20 protein-coding genes and 1 riboswitch are annotated in these 22,411 nt (G+C 64.3%); of the genes, 12 read left to right on the forward strand and 8 right to left on the reverse strand.

The features are described from left to right. Position 1 precedes the first annotated feature (1 nt). The 3 genes from tgt to ABGT83_RS00885 all read left to right on the forward strand — a co-directional run bounded on the left by tgt (position 2) and on the right by ABGT83_RS00885 (position 4,446). Entirely contained in the window at positions 2–1,147 is a 1,146-nt protein-coding gene (tgt, locus tag ABGT83_RS00875) for a tRNA guanosine(34) transglycosylase Tgt (protein ID WP_346685566.1), read from the forward strand. A gap of 180 nt (positions 1,148–1,327) precedes the next feature. After that, positions 1,328–4,051 carry a protein translocase subunit SecD gene (gene secD, locus ABGT83_RS00880; protein WP_346685567.1) on the forward strand — a complete coding sequence of 908 codons (2,724 nt, stop codon included), beginning with the start codon at positions 1,328–1,330 and terminating at the stop codon, positions 4,049–4,051. A 71-nt stretch (positions 4,052–4,122) separates the two neighbouring features. Further along, complete coding sequence (locus tag ABGT83_RS00885) at positions 4,123–4,446, forward strand: DUF1292 domain-containing protein (protein ID WP_103264169.1); 324 nt, start codon at positions 4,123–4,125, stop codon at positions 4,444–4,446. Between the two features lie 87 nt (positions 4,447–4,533). Here the strand turns inward: ABGT83_RS00885 and ABGT83_RS00890 are convergent, their stop codons facing one another. Continuing rightward, complete coding sequence (locus ABGT83_RS00890; protein WP_103264170.1) at positions 4,534–4,737, reverse strand: hypothetical protein; 204 nt, start codon at positions 4,735–4,737, stop codon at positions 4,534–4,536. Between the two features lie 135 nt (positions 4,738–4,872). Here ABGT83_RS00890 and ABGT83_RS00895 point away from each other — a divergent pair, with 135 nt between their 5' ends. Then, positions 4,873–5,091, forward strand: a complete 219-nt coding sequence (locus tag ABGT83_RS00895) for a helix-turn-helix transcriptional regulator (protein ID WP_103264171.1) — start codon at positions 4,873–4,875, stop codon at positions 5,089–5,091. Positions 5,092–5,145: 54 nt separating this feature from the next. Here ABGT83_RS00895 and ABGT83_RS00900 read toward each other — a convergent pair whose 3' ends face one another. From ABGT83_RS00900 to ABGT83_RS00920, 5 genes are all read right to left on the reverse strand, one after another. Continuing rightward, a complete protein-coding gene (locus ABGT83_RS00900; protein WP_103264172.1) occupies positions 5,146–5,580 on the reverse strand; it encodes a pyridoxamine 5'-phosphate oxidase family protein in 435 nt (144 codons plus the stop codon). A 120-nt stretch (positions 5,581–5,700) separates the two neighbouring features. Further along, positions 5,701–6,111, reverse strand: coding sequence for a pyridoxamine 5'-phosphate oxidase family protein (locus tag ABGT83_RS00905; protein ID WP_346685568.1), 411 nt, complete (start codon positions 6,109–6,111; stop codon positions 5,701–5,703). Positions 6,112–6,214: 103 nt separating this feature from the next. Then, the gene (locus ABGT83_RS00910) at positions 6,215–7,012 is read right to left on the reverse strand and encodes an energy-coupling factor transporter transmembrane component T family protein (RefSeq protein WP_103264174.1); all 798 of its coding nucleotides are present in this window, start codon (positions 7,010–7,012) and stop codon (positions 6,215–6,217) included. Then, positions 7,009–8,832, reverse strand: coding sequence for an energy-coupling factor transporter ATPase (locus ABGT83_RS00915; protein ID WP_346685569.1), 1,824 nt, complete (start codon positions 8,830–8,832; stop codon positions 7,009–7,011). Before ABGT83_RS00915 ends, ABGT83_RS00910 begins: the two co-directional genes overlap by 4 nt. 40 nt (positions 8,833–8,872) lie before the next feature. Further along, complete coding sequence (locus ABGT83_RS00920) at positions 8,873–9,472, reverse strand: ECF transporter S component (RefSeq protein ID WP_346685570.1); 600 nt, start codon at positions 9,470–9,472, stop codon at positions 8,873–8,875. 148 nt (positions 9,473–9,620) lie between these two features. Beyond that, positions 9,621–9,795, reverse strand: a riboswitch (FMN riboswitch). A gap of 203 nt (positions 9,796–9,998) precedes the next feature. Between ABGT83_RS00920 and ABGT83_RS00925 the strand changes: the two genes are divergently transcribed. The 4 genes from ABGT83_RS00925 (at position 9,999) to ABGT83_RS00940 (ending at position 16,672) form a co-directional block, all read left to right on the forward strand. Beyond that, on the forward strand, positions 9,999–11,447 hold the full coding sequence (locus ABGT83_RS00925) for an alanine/glycine:cation symporter family protein (protein ID WP_346685571.1): 1,449 nt from the start codon (positions 9,999–10,001) through the stop codon (positions 11,445–11,447). Positions 11,448–11,750: 303 nt separating this feature from the next. Continuing rightward, positions 11,751–13,166, forward strand: a complete 1,416-nt coding sequence (locus ABGT83_RS00930; RefSeq protein WP_103264178.1) for an alanine/glycine:cation symporter family protein — start codon at positions 11,751–11,753, stop codon at positions 13,164–13,166. 460 nt (positions 13,167–13,626) lie between these two features. Then, positions 13,627–14,997, forward strand: a complete 1,371-nt coding sequence (locus ABGT83_RS00935; protein ID WP_346685572.1) for an NAD(P)/FAD-dependent oxidoreductase — start codon at positions 13,627–13,629, stop codon at positions 14,995–14,997. Continuing rightward, complete coding sequence (locus ABGT83_RS00940; protein ID WP_103264180.1) at positions 14,990–16,672, forward strand: NAD(P)/FAD-dependent oxidoreductase; 1,683 nt, start codon at positions 14,990–14,992, stop codon at positions 16,670–16,672. The genes ABGT83_RS00935 and ABGT83_RS00940 overlap by 8 nt, the downstream gene beginning before the upstream one ends. Before the next feature lie 85 nt (positions 16,673–16,757). Here the strand turns inward: ABGT83_RS00940 and ABGT83_RS00945 are convergent, their stop codons facing one another. Further along, entirely contained in the window at positions 16,758–17,282 is a 525-nt protein-coding gene (locus ABGT83_RS00945; RefSeq protein ID WP_346685573.1) for a cob(I)yrinic acid a,c-diamide adenosyltransferase, read from the reverse strand. Next, entirely contained in the window at positions 17,279–17,680 is a 402-nt protein-coding gene (locus ABGT83_RS00950) for an MGMT family protein (RefSeq protein WP_346685574.1), read from the reverse strand. The genes ABGT83_RS00945 and ABGT83_RS00950 overlap by 4 nt, the downstream gene beginning before the upstream one ends. A 331-nt stretch (positions 17,681–18,011) precedes the next feature. Here ABGT83_RS00950 and ABGT83_RS00955 point away from each other — a divergent pair, with 331 nt between their 5' ends. The 4 genes from ABGT83_RS00955 to ABGT83_RS00970 are packed head-to-tail and all read left to right on the forward strand — an operon-like array spanning position 18,012 to position 22,329. Beyond that, a complete protein-coding gene (locus ABGT83_RS00955) occupies positions 18,012–18,527 on the forward strand; it encodes a DUF4430 domain-containing protein (protein WP_346685575.1) in 516 nt (171 codons plus the stop codon). A gap of 60 nt (positions 18,528–18,587) precedes the next feature. Next, positions 18,588–19,478, forward strand: coding sequence for an energy-coupling factor transporter transmembrane component T (locus ABGT83_RS00960; RefSeq protein ID WP_346685576.1), 891 nt, complete (start codon positions 18,588–18,590; stop codon positions 19,476–19,478). Next, positions 19,466–20,923 (forward strand): ABC transporter ATP-binding protein, encoded by a 1,458-nt coding sequence (locus ABGT83_RS00965; RefSeq protein ID WP_346685577.1) that lies wholly within the window; start codon positions 19,466–19,468, stop codon positions 20,921–20,923. The genes ABGT83_RS00960 and ABGT83_RS00965 overlap by 13 nt, the downstream gene beginning before the upstream one ends. Beyond that, the gene (locus ABGT83_RS00970) at positions 20,920–22,329 is read left to right on the forward strand and encodes an L-threonylcarbamoyladenylate synthase (RefSeq protein ID WP_346685578.1); all 1,410 of its coding nucleotides are present in this window, start codon (positions 20,920–20,922) and stop codon (positions 22,327–22,329) included. The genes ABGT83_RS00965 and ABGT83_RS00970 overlap by 4 nt, the downstream gene beginning before the upstream one ends. Positions 22,330–22,411 lie beyond the last annotated feature (82 nt).

Here is a 22,411-nt window from a genome sequence, read left to right on the forward strand (position 1 = left end):
CATGGCGCTGTTCGACTGCGCCTGCGAGGCGACGAGCGGCCACGCCCGCGCGCTCTCCTACGAGACGGCCCACGGGACGTTCCATACGCCCATGTTCATGCCCGTGGGCACGAGCGCCACAGTGAAGGGCGTTACCGCAGGCCAGCTGCGCGATCTGAACTCCCAGGTGGTGCTCGCGAACACCTACCACCTGTCGCTGCGCCCCGGCGCCGACGTGGTGGCCGAGGCCGGCGGGGTGCACCGCTTCATGAACTACGACGGCCCCATGCTCACCGACTCGGGCGGGTTCCAGGTGTTCAGCCTGGCCGACACGCTCAAGCTGGACGACGACGGCCTCACGTTCCGCTCCATCTACGACGGCTCGAAGATCCGCTGGACGCCCGAGTCCAACATGGCCATACAGGAAGAGCTCGGCGCCGATATCGCCATGCAGCTCGACCAGTGCACGCCGTACCCGGCCGAGCACGCGTTCGTGGCGAAGGCCGTGGACCTGTCGGCCAACTGGGCGCGCCGCTGCCTGGCTGCGCACGTCCGGCCCGACCAGACGCTCTTCGGCATCGTGCAGGGCGGCATGGAGCTGGACCTGCGGCTGGAATCCATCCGCCGCCTACGCGAGATCGAGGAGGAAAGCCTGGCTGCGGGCGGGCGCCGCTTCGGCGGCTTCGGCATCGGAGGCTACTCGGTGGGCGAGGACCACGAGGTGATGTTCGAGACGCTGGGCCCCGTGGCGCGCGCGTGCCCGGAGGACCGCCCGCGCTACCTCATGGGGGTGGGCAACCCCACCACGCTCGTGCGCGCGGTGCGCGAGGGCGTGGACATGTTCGACTGCGTGCTGCCTACCCGCACGGCTCGCATGGGAACGGCGTTCTCGTCCACGGGCCGCATGAACATGCGCAACGCGAAGTTCACGCGGGACTTCGGCCCGCTCGACGCCGCCTGCACGTGCCCCACGTGCCGAAACCACAGCCGCGCCTACATCCGGCACCTTGTGAAGCAGAACGAGATGCTCGGCGGCATCCTGCTCTCCATCCACAACCTGCACTACCTCATCGACCTCATGCGCCGCGTGCGCGAGGCGGTGCTGGCCGACGCCTACGAGGAGTTCTACGCGGCGTGGATGGCCAGCCCAGCGGCGAGCGATTACTAGCACCTGCCGCCCAATCGCCAGCCGGGAGGAGCATGGACTGCATCGGTTCCGGCTTTCGCGGAGATAATGAGCCCCCCGGTATCCCAGGCGGCCGTTTTGTGGCACAATGAATCGGTTATCGTGCGGGCGGTCGGATTGGCATGCCCGCGAAGTTCGAAGGTTGATCGGGGAGAACGTCGCATGGCGAAAGCGCAGAAAGCCAAGAAGCAAAAACGGCCAGGCCGGTCGATGGACCGGCGCAACGTCTGGCTGCTCATCATCACGACCCTGCTCGTCATCGGGTCTGTTTTCGCGTTCACCCCGCCGCAGGAGCGCATCAACCAGGGTCTTGACATTCAGGGCGGTCTGTCGGTGGTGCTCACTGCGAAGAGCACCGATGGTGCCGAGATCACTCCCGAGGAAATGGAGAGCAGCCGGGCAATCATCGAGAGCCGTGTCAATGCGCTCGGTGCATCGGAGGCCGTCGTGCAGGTGCAGGGTTCCGACCAGATCCTCGTGCAGATACCGGGCCTCACCAATACTGAAGACGCCCTTGAGACTATCGGCAAGACGGGCAAACTCGAGTTCGCCCGTCTCGATTCGTTCACCGACAATGATGTGAAGAAGAAGATAGAAGAGGGTCAGTACGCCGGCGAGAGAACCGTGAGCGACGACTTGGGCATTCTCACGCTCCCTTCGGGCGAGGTGCAGCACCTCGAGGTGGAGGACGGCACGTACACGCCCCTCGTCAGCGGCGCTGACATCACGAAGGTGACCATCGGCAAAGAGGGCGAGACGAGCGCCAACTACGCCGTGCTCGTGAACCTCGACAGCGAGGGCGCGGCGGCGTTCGCCGCGGCTACGAAAGAGCTTGCGCCTACGAAGGGCAGGATCGTCATCATCCTGGATAACGAGGTGCAGTCGGCGCCGGCGGTGCAGTCCGAGATACCCAATGGTGAGGTGAAGATCACCGGCCACTATACGCTGGAGGAAGCGCAATCGCTGCAAACCGTACTGGAGAGCGGTTCGCTGCCCGTAAGCTTCGAATACGCGCAGAGCCAAACGGTGGGGCCGACGCTCGGCCAGGACGCGCTGCGCTCCGGCGTGCTCGTGGCGCTTATAGGCCTTGCCGTGGTCATGCTCTACCTGCTGTTCTTCTATCGCGGCCTCGGCCTTATCACGGCGGCGGCAATGGGCATCTTCTCGGTGCTGTACCTGGGCATTTTGGCCGTGCTGTCTCATTTCGGCCTGTTCAGCCTGTCGCTTGCGGGCATTGCGGGCATCGTGCTGACCATCGGCATGGCGGCGGACTCTTCCATCCTCACGATGGAGCGCTTCCGCGAGGAAATCCGCATGGGCAGAAGCGTCCGTGCGGCTTCCATCACCGGCGTGAAGCACGCCATCGTCACGTCCATCGACGCGGACCTCGTCACGTTGGTTAGTGCGCTGTCCCTGTTCTTCCTGGCCAGCGCTTCGGTCAAGGGCTTCGGCCTGACGCTTGCACTCGGCATCTTCTGCGACATCGCCATGATGCTCCTGTTCAAGGCGCCGCTCATCCGCCTGCTTGCACCGGGCACGATCGTGAAGCATCCCGGGTTCTGGGGCGTGCGCGATGCCGAGCAGGCCGCCGGCGACTACAAGGCACTCGCCGCTGCCGAAGGCGCGAGCGTGTCTGCAGCTGAGGTGGGCGAGGCTATGAATCCTGCGGCTTCCGAGAAGGAGGCCGCGCGCAAGGCGGGCGCCGCAGGAGAGGCAGCTGCGAAGGCAGCGCGCAAACCGCGTGGCAAGTTCATCAAACGCGATATCAACTTTCTCGGCTATCGGCGCGTGTTCCTCACTGCGGCCGCCGTGCTTGTGGTGGCGGCTTTCGCCATCGTGGGCGTGCGCGGGTTGAACTTCGGCATCGAATTTATCGGCGGTACATCGGTGGCCTTCCATGGCACGGGCGATGTGACCACCGAGCAGATGCGCACCGCCTTCGACCAGGCAGGCGAGCCCGATGCCGTCATCCAGACGACAGAGGCCGATGGCGACGCGGGCTTCCTCGTGCGCACCACCACAACGAGTGCCGAAGAGGCGACGCAACGCGCCAATCAGGTTGCCGACGAACTGGGGCTTTCGACCGAGAGCTTCGAGGTGACCACCATCGGACCCGACTGGGGGGCGAGCGTCATCCAGTCGTCGCTCATAGCGTTCCTCGTGTCCATCGTGCTCATCATCATCTACATCGCCATTCGCTTCGAATACAAGATGGGCGTGACGGCCATCGTTGCGCTGCTGCACGACCTCATACTTGTGATGGGGGTATATGCGCTCGTCGGACGAGAGGTGAATCCGAACACCATCGCCGCGCTGCTCACCATCCTCGGTTACTCGCTCTACGATACGGTGGTCGTCTTCCACCGCGTGAGCGACAACATGAAGGCTGACGATGTGAAGTGCACGTTCATGACGATGGCAAACCATTCCATCAACCAGGTGTTCGTGCGCACGATCAACACGACGCTCACCTCGCTCATTCCCGTGCTCGCCATGCTCCTGTTCGGCGGCGAAACGTTGAAGGACTTCGCGTTCGCCATGGTTATCGGCCTGGTGTGCGGTTCGTACTCGTCCATCGCGGTAGCCACGCCGCTGTTCGCGCTTTGGAAAACGCGCGAGCCGCGCTATGCTAAGCTCCAGAAGAAGTTCGGACCGGAGATCGGCCGCTTCGAGTTTGGGAAGCCGAATGCGCTTGCAAGCGCGGCTGTGCCGAAGAAGGCGGCGGATCCTGCTTCGATCGCTGAGGAAGCGTCGAAGTCTTCCGTTGCGGCGGATTCGAGCGCGGCAACGTACGCGCAATCCGCTTCGGAAGGCTCGGAACGCGGCTCGAAGGGAGCGGTAAAACCGCCGAAGGCCAAACGAAAAAAGCGTCCTGACAAGAAGTAGACACCGGATCCCTCTTCGGGGTCCTGTGCGATACGAGCCGAAACTGCATCGCTGCCCGGAAGGAGCCGACCATGCGTGAAGGAAGTGCCCCGAATTTCTGCCCTCCTGTTGAAGAGGGTATCGTTATCGTGCTCGAGGACGATAACGGAGAGCGCCTCGAGTTCGAGTTCCTCGGTCTTATTCTGCACGGGCAACGACGCTACGGATTCTTCTTTCCGCTAACAGATGACGAACCGGTGGGTTCTTCTGGCGAAGTAGTCCTGCTCGAGGTGACCGAACTCGACGACGAGGGCCAGCCGTCTGCTTTCGAGTTGGTCGACGATGAGGCTGTCGCTGCAGAGGTGTACGCGGACTTCCGCGATGCGACCAAAGACCTCTATGACTTTTCAGATTAATGCCCGCATGGGGCGGCGACGCCCCGCTTTTCGGATTGCGCCCCTCTTTTCAAGGTAAAGGGAGGGGAAGCGGCGTACTGGAGGGGGCTAGCGGCCGAGCGGATCCCATCCGGACGGCGGCTTGACCTGTTCTGACTGCGCAATGGCTGCCTGGTACATGATTTCATGGTAGATGGACTGCTCGAAAGTGCAGACTTCCTCCTCGGTGTCCGCGAGTTCGAATATACGAGCTGCCGCCTGCTTGATCATGGTCATCAGGTGCTCGTATTCGCCTGTGTATGCGCTGTTCATGTCCTGCCTTCCTGCTCTCTCGCTTCGAGTGCATCGGCACCCGGTTATCCCCGACCGTAAACCTCTTGTTTTATTGGCGTTGTGTAAACTATAGTTTACGACTTTTCGTCCAAGCGAGGCTAGCCTTTAACGGGCATGGAGAACACTTCATTAAAAACCCAGCTTGGTGACAATATTGCGAGACTGCGGGTTGAGGCCGGCATCACGCAATGTTCTTTCGCGCTAATGGTTGGGGTAAGCCGCCAGTATCTGATCGACATCGAAAACGGGCGCGCCAATCCGACGGTCGACATGCTGGAGCGTATCGCAGGCGGCCTCGACACCCCGGTCGGCAAGCTGTTCCAAGGAGTGTAAACGAGGCGGACGGATGAATGGGCGCGGCCCCTCCGTTGAGTCTTCGCCATGCTCTCACGCTCGATCGCATGCGCGTTGCATGTCGACGGGATTCCAGCTTCCATCGATGTCGCATATCCAGGCTTCGGGCTCATCCACGGTGAAGAACGTCAATGTCTCATCGTCGGGACCATCGTAGCATTCTCCGAGACCGATCATATGGTCAAAGCCTGCACGTCGGACATCCGCGCTTGCCCGATCGGTCAGGTTCGCGCAGCCGCGCAAGACGACCCAGCCGTTCCCCGGTTTCCACGCGCTCAGTTCGAACTTGGGATTCGCCTGGAGTTCTCTATAGACGTCCTTCGTCGTGGCCGTGCAGAACCATATGTGGCCATCCTGCTCGGCTGCGAAGCTGAAGGGGCGCACGTGCGGCTGATCTCCATCGCAGGTGGCAAGGTACCAGGCCGGCACACTCGTAAGGTACTCGATGATGGTCTTCGTTCCGTTCATGGGCACTGCCTTTCTCGGAGTGGGCGCCGGAGCGCGACCGGCTCGGGGCTGCTGTTGTGCTCACAGGCGCTGGCGGGATCGGCCGGCGGCAAGGCAAGGCCGCTTTCCCGCACGCTGCGCTCAGAAAGCCACGGGTTTCCATTCGTCATGATTGCAGATCCATGCTTGCGGATTCTCAACCGAGAAGAACACGAGCGTCGGATCGTTCGGTCCTTCATAGTGCTCTCCCAATCCGGTGAGATGGTCGTAACCCGCTTGCCGGATGTCGTCGGACACCCGGTCGTCCAGCCCGGCCTCGCCGCGGAGGATGAGCCAGCCATGGCCGGGCCACCACGACGTGGCCTCGATGTTCCGGTTGATCGCGAGCTCCTCCCAGACGTCCTTCGTCGTAGCCGTGCAGAACCATATGCGGCCATCCTGCTCGGCGGCGAAGCTGAAGGGGCGCACATGCGGCTGGTCATTGACGCTTGTGGCGAGGTACCAGGCGGGAACGCTCGTGAGGTACTGGAGGATGGTCTCGTTTCCGTTCATTGTCGTGCTCCTAACAGATCGTGGTCGGATAACATTCTATCTATCGAACAGCCTCCGTCCCTCGGCGCTTCGAAAATGCTGCGCGGCGACAGGGGAAGTGACGCTACAGCAGCATGTTCGCCGCGACTATTCCGGCGGTCATGGCGACGAGCGCTCCGACTCCCGCCGCGTCGAGCACGGTGAAGCGCAACGGGTGCAGGCGAGTGCGTCCCGCGCTGCCGTGGTAGCATCGTGCGTCCATGGCGGCAGAAAGTGTTTCGGCGTGGCGAAAAGCGCTTGTGAAGAGCGGGATCATGAGCGACGACAGCATGCGCAGCCCCTTCACCGGGCTACCGTCCATACCGGCTCCGCGGCTGATCTGTGCATGATAGATGGTTGCCAGTTCGCTTGCGAACTGAGGCAGAAAGCGCAGGGCTATGCCCATGATCATTCCGAGTTCGTGGGCGGGCAGCCCGAAGCGTGCGAACGGCGAGAGGAGGCGCTCGAAGGCTTCCGTGAGATCGAGGGTCAAGGTAGTCATGGTGATAAGGCTCATCCCCATCATCATGAGCACGAGGCGGGTGGCGATGAACAGGCAAGAACCGACCCCTGCTTCTGAGATGCGGATGAAGCCCCATTCGAACAGCACGGCGCCGCCCTGCACGACAAAGAGGTTCAACAGCGATGCCACCACCACGATGAACATGAGCGGGGCGAGCGATTTCGCCGCATTGACAAGGGGAATGCGCGAGAGTAGGTAGAAGCCGGCTACGAATGCAGCCACCACGCCGAGCGCCGCTGCGTTGCGGGCGCACAGCGCGGCAATGATGAACGCGCAGCCCAGCAAGAGCTTGGCGCGCGGATCCATGCGATGTAGCGGACTCGAGCCGGGATAATAGCTGCCGAAGGAGAAGACGTTCATCGGACGCCCCCTGCTATGTCGGCAAGGACGCGCGCCAGCGTCTCGCCATCGTACAGGACGTTGCCGGGTATGGGAACGCCCGCCTCCCGCAGGCTGTTCGCCATGCGCTGGGCGGCGGGGATGCCCAGCCCGATATCGTTGAGCTCGCGCGCTTGCAAGAACACGTCGCGAGGAGTGCCCAGCGCGAACATCCTGCCCTCGTTCAACACGAGCACGCGGTCGCAGCACGCAGCCAAATCATCCATGCTGTGCGAGATCATGACGACGGTGCGGCCGGCTTGATGGAGTTCGGACACAAGCCCTAAAAACTCGCGGCGCGCCGCAGGATCAAGCCCGGCGACAGGCTCGTCGAGCACGAGGATGCTCGGGCGCATGGCCAACACCCCCGCGAATGCCACGCGGCGCTGCTGGCCGCCGGATAGGGCGAACGGACTCGAATCGCGCAGCTCATCGAAATCAAGCCGCACGAGTGCGAGCGACTCGCGCACGCGTGCGTCCACCTCTTCATCTGAAAGCTTCAGGTTGCGGGGGCCGAATGCCACGTCGTTGTACACGGTATCGGCGAACAGCTGGTTTTCCGGATACTGGAACACCACGCCCACGTCGGCGCGGATGCCGGCGGCCTGCTTTTTGTCGGACACGTCTCTGCCTTCGACGAGCACCCGTCCCTCAGTGGGCCGCAGGATGCCGTTCGTGTGCTGGATGAGCGTAGACTTGCCCGATCCGGTATGACCGGCGATACCGAAGAACTCGCCTTTTCGCACGGAGAAGTCGATATCGCGCAGCGCCCAAACGGCGTCCGGGTCATTACCCCACTTCGCCTGCTTGCCCGTCTTGGAGCCTTCTTTCTTGGCGCGCGTGCGCTTGCTCGGCGGATTATAGGTGAAAGATACCCCGCGCAATTCGATGGCGGGCTCGTCTGCTTCGTTCGCGGCGTTCGCTGCGCTCGCCGTCGTGTCCGCGTCCGTCGCATTTCCGGCCACGGTGGCCGGCGCCGCGCTTCCGCTTGCGAGTGCGCGCGGCAGCGCTTCGATAAGCTGCTCCTCGCGGACGCGCACGGGCACGTCCAGACCGGCGTCGCGCAGCTTGAGTGACAGGCTGCACGCGAATGGTACCTCCAAATTGAGGTCGGATAGGATGTCGGTGCGCACGAGCACTTCCTGCGGCGGGCCGCTCAACGCAACGGTCCCGCGGTCAAGCACGACCACGCGGTCGGCTTCGGCGGCTTCCTCCATGAAATGAGTGATCATGACGATGGTCATGCCGCGTTCATGCAGGCTTCTGCATACGCGCATGAGCCCTTTGCGGCCGCGCGGGTCGAGCATGGCTGACGCTTCGTCCAAGATGAGGATCTTCGGCTGCATGCTGAGTACGCCCGCGATGGCTACGCGCTGCTTCTGGCCTCCCGACAAAGCGAACGTCTCGTGCTTTTCGAAGCCGACGAGTCCGACCTCTTGCAACGCGTCGCGCACTCGGTGTGCCAACTCGGCAGTTTCCACCCCCAGGTTCTCCGGCCCAAACGCCACGTCGTCCTCTACGAGGGAGGCCACCAATTGGTCGTCGGGGTTCTGGAATACCATGCCGGCAGTGGAGCGGATGCGGTAGACATGGCGAGGCTCCGCCGTGTCGTTTCCGTCCACTACGACGCTCCCCTTATCGGGAACGAGCAGCGCGTTCAGGTGCTTTGCCAGCGTGCTCTTGCCGCTGCCGTTGCCGCCCAGCACGCAGACGAACTCGCCGGCATCGACCTTGAGGTCGATGCCGGCGAGCGCCTGGTGCTCTCCGTCGTATGTGAACTCGATCTCCATGCACTCGATCATGCGTGCGTTCCTTACTGCTTTTCGTGGGAGCCGACTCTCGTCAGCGGCCCTTGACTTGGGATTTCTTCGGGGTAACCAGGTTCGAGACCGCCTTGTACACGATCAGCGTCAATATGGCGTTCACGATGCCTTTTACCAGGTTGAACGGCAGGATGGCGGGCAATAGCATAGGGAGGATGACATCGACGCTGCCGTACCAGAACGCCACGCCGATGGTGAGGTTCGACACCACGGCGCCTGCGGTTGCGGCCAGCACGCCCACAAGCAGGCCGATGATGCCGCTCTTGAACGTGCGTTTGCGCCGGTAGATGGCTGCTGCCGGCCACACGAAGCACAGGGTGGCAACGATGTTCATAAGCGAGCCCACCCATTCTCCAAGGATGAGTCCGTGGATGACGGCCGCAATGGCGCCCACGGCGATGCCGGCGCCCGGGCCAAACGCAAAGCCGCACACCATGGCCGGCATGAGCGAGGGATCGTAGGTGAGAAACGTCACGCCCGGGATGAGCGGAAGCTGGACGAACGACAGCAGCGCGGCGATTGCGCACATGAGGGCCATCGTTACCAGCTGCCGGGTGTCCCAGGCGTTCGTGTTCGAGAATTCGAGATCGTCCAGATCTTTTGGCGTGGTTGCGGACATAGCGAGCCACCTTCCTTTCGCGAGACAACGATTGGTGCGGGTTCGCCTCTTGCCTCGCAAAAAGAAACGAGCCCGTACGAATTCCGCTCATTCCATACGGGCTCGTGATTCGCCATGCATATGCGGCGCTGCGCGCCGTCGACGGCGAACTCTGCCTCTTCCATCCGGACTATAACCGTTGGTCCCGGGATCTAACCGGAGTCAGCCTGCTCAGGCGCGCACCTCGCGCCGTTGCAGGGTCGCGGACTTTCGGCTCATGTGGCTGCACGCGCAGTCGGCCGTTCACCGCCAGTGAGGAATCACACCTCGCCCTGAAACAGAATCCATCGCCCCGCATTGTAACCATCTTGCATCCGTATGGCAACATCTGAAGCATTGGTCGGTGGCAAACGGCGTCTTCCGGATGCGGAGCACGTTGATCGGCGCCTGTGCTATGCGGGCGATTTCTCGACCTAGCCTCCGAGTTATGTGTCTGAGCTGCATTTAAGCCGTTCGCGGCTGGTTTCGGGTACAATGGCGAACCGCTATGATCGAAATTCTTGAAACAATCGACGCTCTCGTCTGGGGTCCGGCCATGATCGCGCTCCTGTTGGGGTCGCATCTGTTCTTCACGTTCAAGACGGGGTTCATCCAGCGCAAGCTGCCCCGCGCCATCAAGCTGTCGCTGTCGAGCGACCCGGAAGGCAAAGGCGACATCAGCCACTTCGGCGCCCTCGCAACGGCGCTTGCGGCCACTATCGGCACCGGTTCCATCGTGGGCGTGGCCACAGCCATCCTCGTGGGCGGCCCGGGCGCGGTGTTCTGGATGTGGATCACCGGCGTGTTCGGCATCGCCACAAAGTACGCCGAGGTGTACGCGGCCGTGAAGTACCGCGTGCGCGATCACAACGGAGCCATGCTCGGCGGCGCCATGTACATCTGGGAACGCGCGTTCAGGCGCAACGATCAAGGAGCGCGCGATCCCGGTCCTGACGGGCGCACCCCCTGGTGGGCGAAGTTCGGCGCTGTGGCATTCGCCGCGTTCGCCGCCGTCGCCGCTATCGGCACCGGCTCGGCCGTGCAAGCCTCCGCCATGTCCGGCATCATCACGTCCAATGCGGACGTTCCCGCATGGATCGTCGGCATCGTTATCGTGGTGCTTGTCTCGGCAGTCATCTTCGGCGGCGTACAGACCATCTCGAAGGTGTGCGAGAAGCTCGTGCCGTTCATGGCTGTGGCTTACGCTGCGGGCTGCATCGTCATACTCGTGCTCAACGGGTCGCTGCTCGGTGAGGCGCTCGGCCTGATCTTGGAATGCGCCTTCACGCCCAAGGCCGCGTTCGGCGGCGCGGTGGGATCGGGCCTGATGATGGCGCTCCAGTTTGGTTGCGCGCGCGGCCTGTTCTCCAACGAGTCGGGCCTGGGGTCCGCCCCCATCGTGGCCTCGGCGGCCTCCACGCGCAACCCGGCGCAGCAGGCGCTCGTGGCGATGACCGGCACGTTCTGGTCCACTGTGGTCATCTGCGCACTCACGGGCATCGTGCTCGTGTCCACGATGCTGGCGAACCCCGATATCGCATCGTCCATCATGGCGAACCCCACCGTCTATTCCGGCGCGATGCTGGCTAGCGAGGCGTTCGCGAAGATCCCCTACATCGGCACGCCCATCCTCGTGCTCGGCATGGTGGCGTTCTCGTACACCACCATCTTGGGCTGGTCGTACTACGGCAACCGCTGCATCACGTACCTGTTCGGTCGCTACGCCATCCGTCCGTACCAGGTGATCTACGTGGCCGTGGCGTTTCTCGGCGCCATCGGCGTGGGCGACATCGTGTGGACGATTTCGGACATTGGCAACGCGCTCATGGCCATACCCAACATCATCGTCGTGCTGCTGCTCTCCGGCATGATCGCCCGCGAGACGCGCCATTACGTGTACGACGGCCATCTCGACGAAGCCGACGACACGCCCATCCCGCAGCTAGAGAGCAAGTAGCTTCCGTCGCACGCTTTCCGCTGCTTCGATACCGCTCCCGCTCCGCGCGGCCCGCAGCCGTTCGCTGAGAATTTCGCGTTTGTTAACGAACCGTAAGGTTTACCGTCGCTATAATCCGATTGCTTTAGCGTGCGAAAGTACCCGTTCCGAAAGGATTCGTTGCTCGGCGTCTGGCCTGGGTCGCATGGCTGTCGTAAGAGCGAGGATCTCCGTTTCGGCGCCGGTCCTTTCCCATGCTCGGTCGCGGCGGCGCGTGAGGCTTCGGCGCCATGCCGCATTGCCAAGGAGAGAGAGGATATCTGCATGGACATTGTCCAGATGATCAACGACATCGACGCCTTCGTGTGGGGGCCGCCGATGATCGTGCTGCTGTTGGGGTCGCATTTGTTCCTGACGTTTCGCACGCGGTTCATCCAGCGCAAGATCCCGACGGCCATCAAGCTATCGGTGACAAAGGATCCGGACGCGCCGGGGGACGTGAGCCAGTTCGGCGCGCTGACCACGGCTTTGTCGGCAACCATCGGAACGGGCAACATCGTGGGCGTGGGCACGGCCATTCTGGCCGGCGGCCCGGGCGCCGTGCTGTGGATGTGGCTCACCGGCGTGTTCGGCATCGCCACGAAGTACTCCGAGACGTTTGCCGCGGTGAAGTACCGCGTGAAGGACCATGAAGGCAAGATGCTCGGCGGCGCTATGTACGCCTGGAAGCGCGCGTTCACCAAGAACGGCAAAACGCCCTGGTGGGCGATGCTCGGCGCAGGCGCGTTCGCGCTGTTCGCCGCCATCGCATCCTTCGGCATCGGTTCGGCTGTGCAGTCCAGCTCCATGACCGGCATCATCACCTCGAACTTTCCCGGCATCCCCACCTGGGGTATCGGGCTCGCCATCGTCATCATGGTGTCGCTCGTCATCTTCGGCGGCATCAAGTCCATTTCGAAGGTGTGCGAGAAGCTCGTGCCGTTCATGGCCATCGCCTATGCGTGGGGCTGCATCATGATCATCGGCATCAACTGGGAGTACATCTGGCCCGCCATCTGCCTCATCTGCGAATGCGCCTTCACGCCCAAGGCCGCGTTCGGCGGCGCGGTGGGATCGGGCCTGATGATGGCGCTCCAGTTTGGTTGCGCGCGCGGCCTGTTCTCCAACGAGTCGGGCCTGGGGTCCGCCCCCATCGTGGCCTCGGCGGCCTCCACGCGCAACCCTGCACGACAGGCGCTCGTTTCTATGACCGGTACGTTTTGGGACACGGTCATCATCTGCGCACTCACGGGCATCGTGCTCGTGTCCACGATGCTGGCGAACCCTGGCATCATGGAGGGCGGCCAAATCGCGGCAGGCGCCGACCTGACGAGCGCGGCGTTCGCGTCCATCCCCTATATCGGGACGCCGATCCTGGTCATCGGCATGATCCTGTTCGCATATTCCACTATCCTGGGTTGGTCGTATTACGGCAACCGCTGCGTCACGTATCTGCTGGGCAAGCATGCGATCCGCCCCTACCAGGTGCTGTATGTGCTCATCGCGTTTCTGGGCGCCATCGGCGTGGGCGATTTCGTGTGGACCATATCCGACATTACGAACGCTCTTATGGCAGTGCCGAACATCATCGTCGTGCTGCTGCTCTCCGGTATGATCGCCCGCGAGACGAAGCACTACGTATGGGAGAAGAATCTGGAAGAAACCGACGAGACACCCATACCCGTCATCGAGAGCAAGTAGCGCTTCAGGAGAAACCTGCCGATCGGGAGCCCCGATCCAAAGAAAAAGGCCGTTCGCAGCCCCGGATTGAATACCGGGGCTGCGCCCGTTCTGCAATGCCCTCGAACTTGCATCGCGTCGTTGGGAGCGGGCGGGCAGCAATCCGAAATGCTCTCGAAATGCAAAGTCCTTGAGGTTCGCATCCTCCTCCTGCCGAGGAGGCCCCGAAAATGCAGTGTCCTCGAGTTTCGCGCTGCCATGACGGCGATTTCGGAGATCCTTCTCCGAAAGGCACAATACGACCTGAGGGTTTCTCAACAAGCGCTCTGAGCGATCCGGTTGAAAAGCGCTTTTTCCCGTATCGGAAGGGCGCAGAACTCGAGGACAATGCAAAAACGCCGATTTCGGCTGCACGGGCCGGCGTTGCTTTCTGGATGCGGCCGCGTCGGCCGCCTTCGCGTTTTGAGGTATCATGGCGGGCATGGAGAAACTGGCTATTATAGGAGGCGGCGCGGCTGGGCTCGCGGCTGCTGTCGCGGCGGCACGCGAGGCGCGCAATCGAGGCGCGGATGCGGAAGTCGTCGTGTTCGAGCGCGACGATCGCGTGGGGCGCTCGATTCTGGCTACGGGAAACGGGCGCTGCAACTTCTCGAACGCGCAGGTGGACGCGGGCCTCTACCGCAATGCGGCGTTCGTTGGCGATGCGCTGCTCGCCCTAACGCGCCAACAGAGGCGCGGGGGCGATTCCGTGTGTGCCTTCTTCAAGGAGCTGGGTCTTGTGTGGCGCGAGGAATCCGAAGGGCGTCTTTATCCATTTGCGAACAAGGCCTCGAGCGTGCTCGACGTGCTGCGCACGGCCGCGACTGCCTCGGGCGTGCGCGAGGCGTGCGGACGCCGCGCGATACGCGTCGACGCGCCCGGATATGCGGGAGGGCGTTTCCATATACGTTTCGAGGACGGGGCGGTGGAACACGCCGCTGCGGTGATCATCGCAGTCGGAGGACGGGCGCTCGCAAGCCTCGAGTTGCCGGATAGTCTTCCCGTGACGAAGCCATCGCCCGTGCTGGGCGCGCTGCGCACGAAGCCTGCGCCGCCGCGCGATTTGGACGGCGTGCGCGTGCGGTGCGGATTATGGCTTGTGGGGGATCGAGCCGCGGATATGCGGGCGGGTGCGTCGGACGCTGATGCCGCAGGCGAGGCTCGCCGTGCTGAACGCCTGTGGTCGCGGGAGCATGGAATGCGAGATGGCTCGCCCGCCGCTGTGCCCGGTGGCGGGCGCGTAAAGGCGCACGAGCGGGGTGAGCTGCAAGTGCGACCCTACGGCGTGTCGGGCGTCGCCGTGTTCAACCTTTCTCGGTTCGCGCATCCAGGCGATCGCCTGCTGGTCGATTTCGTGCCGGACCTGCCGTGGCAGCAGGTCGACCAGGTTCTGTTCTCGCGGCGCAAGGCTCTGCTGGGCGCGATCGGCACCGTCGATTGCGAGGGCATGCTTCGCGGCCTGCTGCTTCCTCCGCTGGTGCGCGCCGTGCTGTGCCGGGCGGGCTTGAAACCGGAGAAGCCTTTCGAGAAAGCGGACGTGCCTGCGTTGGGCGCGGCGTTGAAGGCGCTGCCGTTCGCGCTTGACGGCGTGGCGGAACCGGCCCGGTGCCAGGTGGCGCGAGGCGGCCTTGGCGTGGACTCGTTCGATTCGCGCACGATGGGTGCGCGCGACGTGCCCGGGTTGTTCGCGATCGGCGAGGCGCTCGACGTAGACGCGCCCTGCGGCGGCTACAACCTGCATTGGGCCTGGGCGAGCGGCATTCTGGCGGGTCGCGCGGCCGTACGTTCGGTGGAAGGAGGCCGGTGTGCTTGAGGTGGCGAACGTCAAGCTGCCGCTCGATGCAGGGCTTCCGGGTGCGCGCGCCGTGGCGCTCGTGCGAGCTGCAGCGGCTGCCGCGCTTGGCGTGGCGGAGTGCGACGTGCGCTTGGTGCGCGTGCTCAAGCGCAGCGTCGATGCGCGCAGGAAGCGCGACGTGCACTTCGCGGCCACCCTCGGTGTGGAGCTGGCGAGCGTCGAGGACGAGGAGCGGGCGCTTGCTGCAGCCTCGAACTCGCAGGTCAAGTTCCACATGCCGTACGAGCCGCTCCCGGTGCCCGCGCTTGGCGACGCGCTTGCGGCCTCCGGCGAGCCGCGACCTGTCGTGGTGGGCACGGGGCCGGCGGGTCTGTTTTGTGCGCTCTTCCTGGCGCGTGCCGGGCTGCGTCCCATCGTGGTGGAGCGCGGCGGCGACGTGGACGAGCGCTTGGCGGCTGTGGCTGCGTTCGACGCAGGCGCCGACCTCGATCCGCAGACGAACATCCAGTTCGGCGAAGGCGGGGCGGGGACGTTCTCGGACGGAAAGCTGACCACGAACATAAAGAATAAAAATGCGCGCCACGTGCTGCGCTGGTTCGTGGACGCCGGCGCGCCCGAGGAGATCCTCTGGCAGGCGAAGCCCCATATCGGCACCGACCTGCTCGTGGACATCGTGCGCACGTTGCGCCGCCAGATCGAGGAGGCGGGCGGCGAGGTGCGCTTCCGCACGCAGCTCGTCGGACTCCGCTTCGATGAGGGTGCGCTTGCCTCCATCGGGATACGCGACGGGCGTACGGGTGCGCTCGGCGAGCTGGCGGCGCGACGCGTTGTGCTGGCGTGCGGCCACTCGGCGCGCGACACCTTCGAGGCGGTGTACGAGGCCGGTGTGGTCATGGAGCAGAAGCCCTTTTCGGTGGGCGTGCGCATCGAGCACGCCCAGCAAGCGGTGAACCGAGCTCAGTACGGCGACCAGGCCAGCCACCCGGCGCTCGACGCGGCCGATTACAAGCTGTCCGTGCACCTGCCAAGCGGGCGCAGCGCGTACACGTTCTGCATGTGCCCTGGCGGCGAGGTGGTGTGCGCCGCCAGCGAAGAGAGCGGCGTCGTGGTGAACGGTATGAGCCGTTGGGCGCGCGACGGCGAGAACGCGAACAGCGCGCTGCTTGTGGGCGTAGGCCCCGAGGACTTCGAGGACGACCACCCGTTGGCCGGCATTAAACTGCAGCGGCGAATGGAGCGCGCAGCGTACGATGCGGCGCTTGCGGCGGGCGGCACGGCCTTTCAGGCGCCAGCGCAGACCGTGGGGGATTTCCTTGCCGGGCGCGCGGGCAGCGCCAGCGCGACGGTGCGGTCGACGTACGCGCGCGGCGTGGCCTGGTGCGACCTGCGAACGTGCCTGCCCGGCTTCGTGGCCGACGCCATAGCCGAGGCGCTTCCTCTGCTCGATCGCAGGCTGCACGGGTTCGCGGATGCGGACGCGGTGATGACCGGCGTCGAAACGCGCAGCTCGAGTCCCGTGCGCATCGTGCGCGACGATGCGCTGCAGGCACGCGTATCGGGCGCCCCGGCCGGCGCCTCGGAAAGCGGCCTGTATCCCTGCGGCGAGGGGGCGGGCTACGCAGGCGGCATCATGAGCGCCGCCTGCGACGGCCTCCGCGTCGCGCAAGCGGTGGCCCGCTCATACGAGGGATAAGCGCGCGACTCGCCCTGCAACGATCCGCTGTGTCGCAACTCGCAGGGCTCCTTGTCGCTTTCGCGCCGACAACGACGGAAGATGCTCAGAACTCGATCCCTCGTCGGGCGACGACGCCGTCGTTGAAGTAGTGCTTCACCGCGCGCATCTCGGTGACGAGGTCGGCCGCAGCCAGTACTTCTTCGCCGGCTCCGCGCCCGGTGAGCACGAGCTCAACGTTTTCGGGCCGCTCGCGCACGAGCTCGAGGAGCGCGTCCGGCTCGAAGTAATCGAGCGAGTCGGCAACGTTCGCCTCGTCGAGCACCATCACGTCGCATCTTCCGTCGAAGAGCACGGCGCGGGCTCGGTCGAGGCCTGCCCGAGCCGCCCGGGCATCGGCGGCGGGATCGATGGCGGACAGCTCGCTTCCCGTGCCGAACTGCTCGTCCGTTATGCGATCGCCCAGCAGATGCAGCGCTTCGAGTTCTCCGGTATCCCCGTTCTTCATGAACTGGCCGAAAAATACGCGCAGGCCCGCGCCCGCCGCGCGCACGGACAGGCCGACGGCTGCTGTGGTCTTGCCCTTGCCGTCGCCCGTGTAGACGTGGACGTATCCGTGATCCATGATCATGCTCCCAGCTCGGCATCCCAGTCGAAATTGGGTGGGGGAGCGGTGGGTTTGCCGGCGCCGTCCGCGTCGCCGGCCAGCCGGCCGTCCCATTGGCACGCCTCCATGTTGACGCGGCCTTCGTCGACGAACGAGACGCCTTCGGCCTCCAGCATCCGACGCTGTTCGTCGGGACCGCCGAATGCGAAAGACGTGCACAAGCTTCCATCCTTGAACACGACGCGGTGGCAGGGAATGCGGTCGTGATCGGCACCGGGCTCGGGGTTCGCCCGTAGCGCGAACCCCACGTAGCGGGCTGATCTTGGTGCACCGATAAGTCTTCCCACTTGGCCATACGTTGCAACTTTGCCGTGCGGAACCTGACGCACCACTTCGAATACCCGCTGAGAAAAATCTCCCATGCGCTCCCTCCTTCGCCGCCTCGTCTATCGACACCAGTATAGCGCTCCCCGTTGAAGCCGCCGACCGTCGGCGCCTCTGTCGCCTCTTCCTGATCGAAACAATGGTAGAATGCCTCTCGTTGATTGGCTTGGTGGAGCGCGTCGGGCGCGGCGCCGGACCGCCGACAAGGCGGTCTGAGGGGAATGCGGGTGCGAATCCCGCGCTATGCCAGTAACCGTAAACGCCGATGAGCGGACTACGATGGCGCGTGGCAGCGCCGTCCCGTCTCAGACGAGGCAAAGTCGGAATACCTCTCCACCACACCTGGAAGCCCTGGAAAGAGAGGTTCTGATGATGTTCCATTCCCTGTTCTCCTCGATCGACTTGCCCGAAGCGGCGGGTTCGCTTGCAGCTCGCTCGCGTGTCGGCGCCCGCAGGGCGTGCGCGGCCATGGCGGCGGCGCTCGTTGCGCTTGCGCTGGCGGGCGCAACCGGATGCGCCGCTCCCGCTTCGGATTCTTCGAACCAAACGGGTGCCGACGCCGCTTCGCAGCAAGCTTCGATGTCGGTGAACGTTGTCGTCGATACGTCGGCTGTCGAAGGGGCGCCCGTGTCCTACGATGCGCCGGTCACGCTCGATGAGGGCGCTTCGGCTTTTGACGCGCTTCAGGCGACCGGCCTTTCCGTGAACGTGACGGAATCGTCCTATGGCTCGTATGTGAGCGCCGTCGAGGGCTTGGCGGCGGGCGATCATGGCGATATGAGCGGCTGGATGTACGAGGTCAACGGCGCTGAAGCCCAGGTTGCTGCCAGCGCGTACGTCCTCAGCAAAGGGGATTCGGTGCGCTGGTACTATACGGTATCGTAGCCTATCATGCGGACTGCGGCTTCGAAGGTGCGGTCGGATGAGACGGATCAAACGGGCGGCATGCGTCAAAGGCGTGTCGATGCGGGTCCTACAGCGTTCGATGCCTTCCATCCCATGGTGTCGCTCTGCTATGTTACGGCTGCCCTCGTCTTCTGCATGGCGGCGATGCAGCCCGTGTATCTGCTCATCTCGTTTGCAGGTGCGTTCGCCTACGGCATCGTGTTGAGGGGGCCGCGGATCGCTGTCCGCTCGCTCGCGTGGCAGCTGCCCCTCGTCGCGGTCGTCGCGTTGGCGAACCCGCTGTTTTCCGCGTCTGGCTCCACGGAGCTGTTTCGCATCGGCTCTCGTGCGTTCTATCTCGAAAGCTTCGCGTTCGGCTCCTGCATGGGCCTTATGCTGGCAACCGTGTTCACGCTGTTCTCGAATGCGTCGCGCGTTCTGTCTTCCGACAAGATCATGGCGCTGTTCGGCGGTTTTGCGCCAACGATCGGCCTGATGCTGTCCATGACAATACGCCTTGTGCCGCAGTTCGTGCGGCGCGGCAGCGATATCGATGCGGTGCAGCGCGCCTGCACGGCTGCCCGCCCTGCTTGTGCGGAGAAGGGCGGCACGCGGCTCGGCTACCTGCGATCGGCTTCAGTGCTGATGGGGTGGAGTATGGAAGATTCGCTCGAGACGGCGGCCGCCATGAAGGCCAAGGGATGGGGCGCCGGTTCGCGACGTACGACGTACAGGCGCTTTCGGTTTCGGCGTCTCGATGCACTCGCGCTTGCATGGGGTGGCGTGCTCGCGCTGGTGTCCGTGGCAGCGGCCGTGGCGGCGTGCGGGCAATTCCGATTCTACCCGATCATCGAGGGAGTCGCTCCTTGGTGGAGCTATCTGCCCTACGCCGCGTTCGTCGCCCTGCCGCTAGCGATGAGCGCGAAGGAGCGTGCACGATGGCGGCCGTAAAGGCGATCGAGGCACGCGGGCTCGCGTTTTCGTATCCGGACGCGGAACTCGTTGTCGGGCCGCTTGACTGGCAGGTGGAGGAAGGGGCATTCCATCTGATCGTGGGCGCTACCGGCAGCGGAAAGACGACGCTTCTGCGCTGCTTGAAGCCAGCGCTCGTTCCGGCGGGGAGGCGGTATGGGTCGCTCGAGGTATTCGGACGCGCCGTCGACGGGCTCGACGCGCGCGAAGCGGCTGCGACCGTGGGCTATGTCTCCCAAAGCCCCGAGAACCAGATCGTGTGCGACAGCGTGTGGCACGAGCTGGCCTTCGGGTTGGAGAATCTCGGCATCGCCCAGGATACGATGCGCCGCCGCGTTGCCGAGACGGGGCATTTCTTCGGCATCGAGCCGTGGTTTCGCCGATCCGTCGACGAGCTGTCAGGCGGTCAAAAGCAGATGACGACGCTCGCCGGCACCCTGGCCATGCAGCCGCGCCTGCTCGTGCTTGACGAACCCACCGCGCTCCTGGATCCCGTGGCCGAGAAAAACTTCCTGCATGCGCTGTTCCGTGTGAACCGTGAGCTGGGTATTACCGTCGTAGTGGCCGTTCACGAGCCCGAGGCGATGCTCGACTACGCCACCGATGCGGTGGAGCTGGCGGATGGGCGCCTGCGCTCGGTAGCTGGGTGCGGTAAGGCGAAGACACCGCAGCTTTATGCGCGGCGCGGCGTTCAAGCGACGTTCCCAACCCAAAACGCCGCCCGACCCGCCGTGTGCGTGCGCGACGTCCATATGCGATACGATCGTCAGGACGATTGGGTGCTGCGGGGCTTCGATCTGGAGGCGACGGCAGGTTGCATCCATGCTATCGTGGGCGGCAACGGCTGCGGCAAGTCCACGCTTTTGCGGGTGATTGCCGGCGTGCTGAAACCCGAACGCGGGCGGGTGGATAACCGCTTGGCCGCCTGCCAGGCATTGCTGCCGCAGGATCCGAAGACGCTGTTCGTATGCGATTCGGTGGCCGACGAACTGCATGAATGGCAGAAAGCTTGCGGATATGACGACTCCGCCGTCGACGATGCGCTTCTGCGTTTCGGTCTCGCCGGACGCGCAACCAGCCATCCCTACGACGTATCGGGCGGCGAGCAGCAGAAGCTCGCGTTCGCGAAGCTGCTGCTGGCCGAACCGGAGCTGCTGCTGCTCGACGAGCCCACGAAGGGGCTCGACGCGCCATCGAAGCTGACCGTCGGGCGTATGCTGCGTGAACGTGCCCGCGCCGGGACGACGATCGTCATGGCCACCCATGACCTTTCCTTTGCCGCGCTCGTCTCGGATACGGTTACCATGGTATTCGACGGCGAGGCCGCCTGCACCGAGCCCGCTGCCGACTTCTTTGCGAACAACCTGTTCTACCGCCCTGCGCAGGACGCTTTCGCGCTCCTATGGAACGAGCAATGCGGATGAGCGGGCAACCGCTGGGCATCGATAGCCCCTCCCGTTCTCGTGCCCTCGTGTCCCGCGTTCTCGCGGCGCTTGAGATACCGGCGCTCATCGCGGTGCCCGCAGCGCTGGGACTCTGCGCCTACGTGCAGATGGAGCAGGCTGCGCTCTTCACCATGGTTGTGGCTATCGCCGCTGTCGGCGTGTTCTTAGCGGGCTTCGAGACGTCGCGTCCCGCGCTGCGTCAGATCATGCCCGCAGTCGTGCTCGGAGCGATTGCCGCCGCCGGACGCGTCCTGTTCGCGCCTGTTCCCGACTTCAAACCGGTGTCGGCCGTCTGCATTCTAGCCGGCGCGGTGTTCGGACGCCGCAGCGGCTTCCTGGTCGGTGCGCTCGCAGCACTCGTGTCGAATTTTTTCTTCGGCCAGGGTCCGTGGACGCCCTGGCAGATGTACGCCTGGGGGCTCGTCGGTTACCTCGCCGGCATGTTGGCCGACCGCGGATGGCTCGACCGTATGCCGGCGGTGTGCGTTTATGGATTTCTATCGGGGCTGCTGTACGGTCTGCTGCTCAACGGCTGGTACATCGTCGGATTCGTCCATCCGCTCACATGGCCTGCGGCGCTCTTCGCGTTCGGCGCGGCGCTGCCCCTCGATGCTCTGCACGGGGCAGCCACGGTCGCGTTCCTGCTTGCGCTCTACGCGCCTTGGCGCAGGAAGCTCGAGCGCATCAAGCGCAAGCACGCCTTGGCGGAGAGCGGGCAGGCGGCCTGCAAGCGGACGCGTGCTACAATGCTGCCCGACCGATTGGAAGGGGGAGCGTCCATGGAGGCGCACGAGAACGCGCTGCACAAGGCGGTCGCCTCGCTCAGACGCGGCGAGGCGGTCATGTTTCCGACGGACACCGTGTACGGGTTGGGGGCGGCCGTTGATTTCGCGGAGGGCCCCGGCATGCTCTACGATCTCAAGGAGCGTGACCGCGGCAAGCCCATCGCCTGGCTCGTGGGCGACCCGGACGATCTCGACCGCTACGGCGAGGATGTGTCCGCTTCGGTTCGCGCGCTTGCACGAAGGTTCTGGCCGGGTCCGCTCACGCTCGTCGTGAAAGCCGCTGAGCGCGTTCCCGACTCGTTCCGGTCCGCGGCGGGCACCATCGGCCTTCGAATGCCGGACGATGCAACGGCGCTCGCGCTCATCGAGGCGGTCGGGTGTCCGCTTGCGACGACGTCGGCGAATCGCTCGGGGAACCGGGCGCCGCGTTCGTTCGACGAGCTCGATCCCGCGCTTGTCGAACGCGTGTTCGTCGTGGCGGATCTCGGCGATTCCAAGACGAGCGGACTCGCGTCCACCGTGCTCGATTGCACCGGCGACGCTCCTCTTGTCGTGCGCCAAGGCGCCATCGCCCTCGAAGATATTCGGCCGCTGCTGTAACGCTGCTCCCGCCATGCGGGGGACCCTTGCCCGATCTTCCAGCACCTGCCGTGTCCGCTGCGGGTATACTGGGACAAACTCC

The sequence above is a fragment of the Enteroscipio rubneri genome (assembly GCF_963929405.1).
GTDB classification, from domain to species: Bacteria; Actinomycetota; Coriobacteriia; order Coriobacteriales; family Eggerthellaceae; genus Enteroscipio; species Enteroscipio rubneri.

Coding starts and splice junctions, on each gene's coding strand:
- ABGT83_RS00890 (WP_103264170.1), bottom strand. CDS start 4,737: ATGAACAGCGCATACACAGGCGAATACGAGCACCTGATGACCATGATC.
- ABGT83_RS00905 (WP_346685568.1), bottom strand. CDS start 6,111: ATGAACGGAAACGAGACCATCCTCCAGTACCTCACGAGCGTTCCCGCC.
- ABGT83_RS00930 (WP_103264178.1), top strand. CDS start 11,751: ATGGACATTGTCCAGATGATCAACGACATCGACGCCTTCGTGTGGGGG.
- ABGT83_RS00885 (WP_103264169.1), top strand. CDS start 4,123: ATGCGTGAAGGAAGTGCCCCGAATTTCTGCCCTCCTGTTGAAGAGGGT.
- ABGT83_RS00910 (WP_103264174.1), bottom strand. CDS start 7,012: ATGAACGTCTTCTCCTTCGGCAGCTATTATCCCGGCTCGAGTCCGCTA.
- ABGT83_RS00915 (WP_346685569.1), bottom strand. CDS start 8,832: ATGATCGAGTGCATGGAGATCGAGTTCACATACGACGGAGAGCACCAG.
- tgt (WP_346685566.1), top strand. CDS start 2: ATGGCGCTGTTCGACTGCGCCTGCGAGGCGACGAGCGGCCACGCCCGC.
- ABGT83_RS00960 (WP_346685576.1), top strand. CDS start 18,588: ATGCGTCAAAGGCGTGTCGATGCGGGTCCTACAGCGTTCGATGCCTTC.
- secD (WP_346685567.1), top strand. CDS start 1,328: ATGGCGAAAGCGCAGAAAGCCAAGAAGCAAAAACGGCCAGGCCGGTCG.
- ABGT83_RS00965 (WP_346685577.1), top strand. CDS start 19,466: ATGGCGGCCGTAAAGGCGATCGAGGCACGCGGGCTCGCGTTTTCGTAT.
- ABGT83_RS00945 (WP_346685573.1), bottom strand. CDS start 17,282: ATGATCATGGATCACGGATACGTCCACGTCTACACGGGCGACGGCAAG.
- ABGT83_RS00925 (WP_346685571.1), top strand. CDS start 9,999: ATGATCGAAATTCTTGAAACAATCGACGCTCTCGTCTGGGGTCCGGCC.
- ABGT83_RS00920 (WP_346685570.1), bottom strand. CDS start 9,472: ATGTCCGCAACCACGCCAAAAGATCTGGACGATCTCGAATTCTCGAAC.
- ABGT83_RS00950 (WP_346685574.1), bottom strand. CDS start 17,680: ATGGGAGATTTTTCTCAGCGGGTATTCGAAGTGGTGCGTCAGGTTCCG.
- ABGT83_RS00895 (WP_103264171.1), top strand. CDS start 4,873: ATGGAGAACACTTCATTAAAAACCCAGCTTGGTGACAATATTGCGAGA.
- ABGT83_RS00900 (WP_103264172.1), bottom strand. CDS start 5,580: ATGAACGGAACGAAGACCATCATCGAGTACCTTACGAGTGTGCCGGCC.
- ABGT83_RS00970 (WP_346685578.1), top strand. CDS start 20,920: ATGAGCGGGCAACCGCTGGGCATCGATAGCCCCTCCCGTTCTCGTGCC.
- ABGT83_RS00935 (WP_346685572.1), top strand. CDS start 13,627: ATGGAGAAACTGGCTATTATAGGAGGCGGCGCGGCTGGGCTCGCGGCT.
- ABGT83_RS00955 (WP_346685575.1), top strand. CDS start 18,012: ATGATGTTCCATTCCCTGTTCTCCTCGATCGACTTGCCCGAAGCGGCG.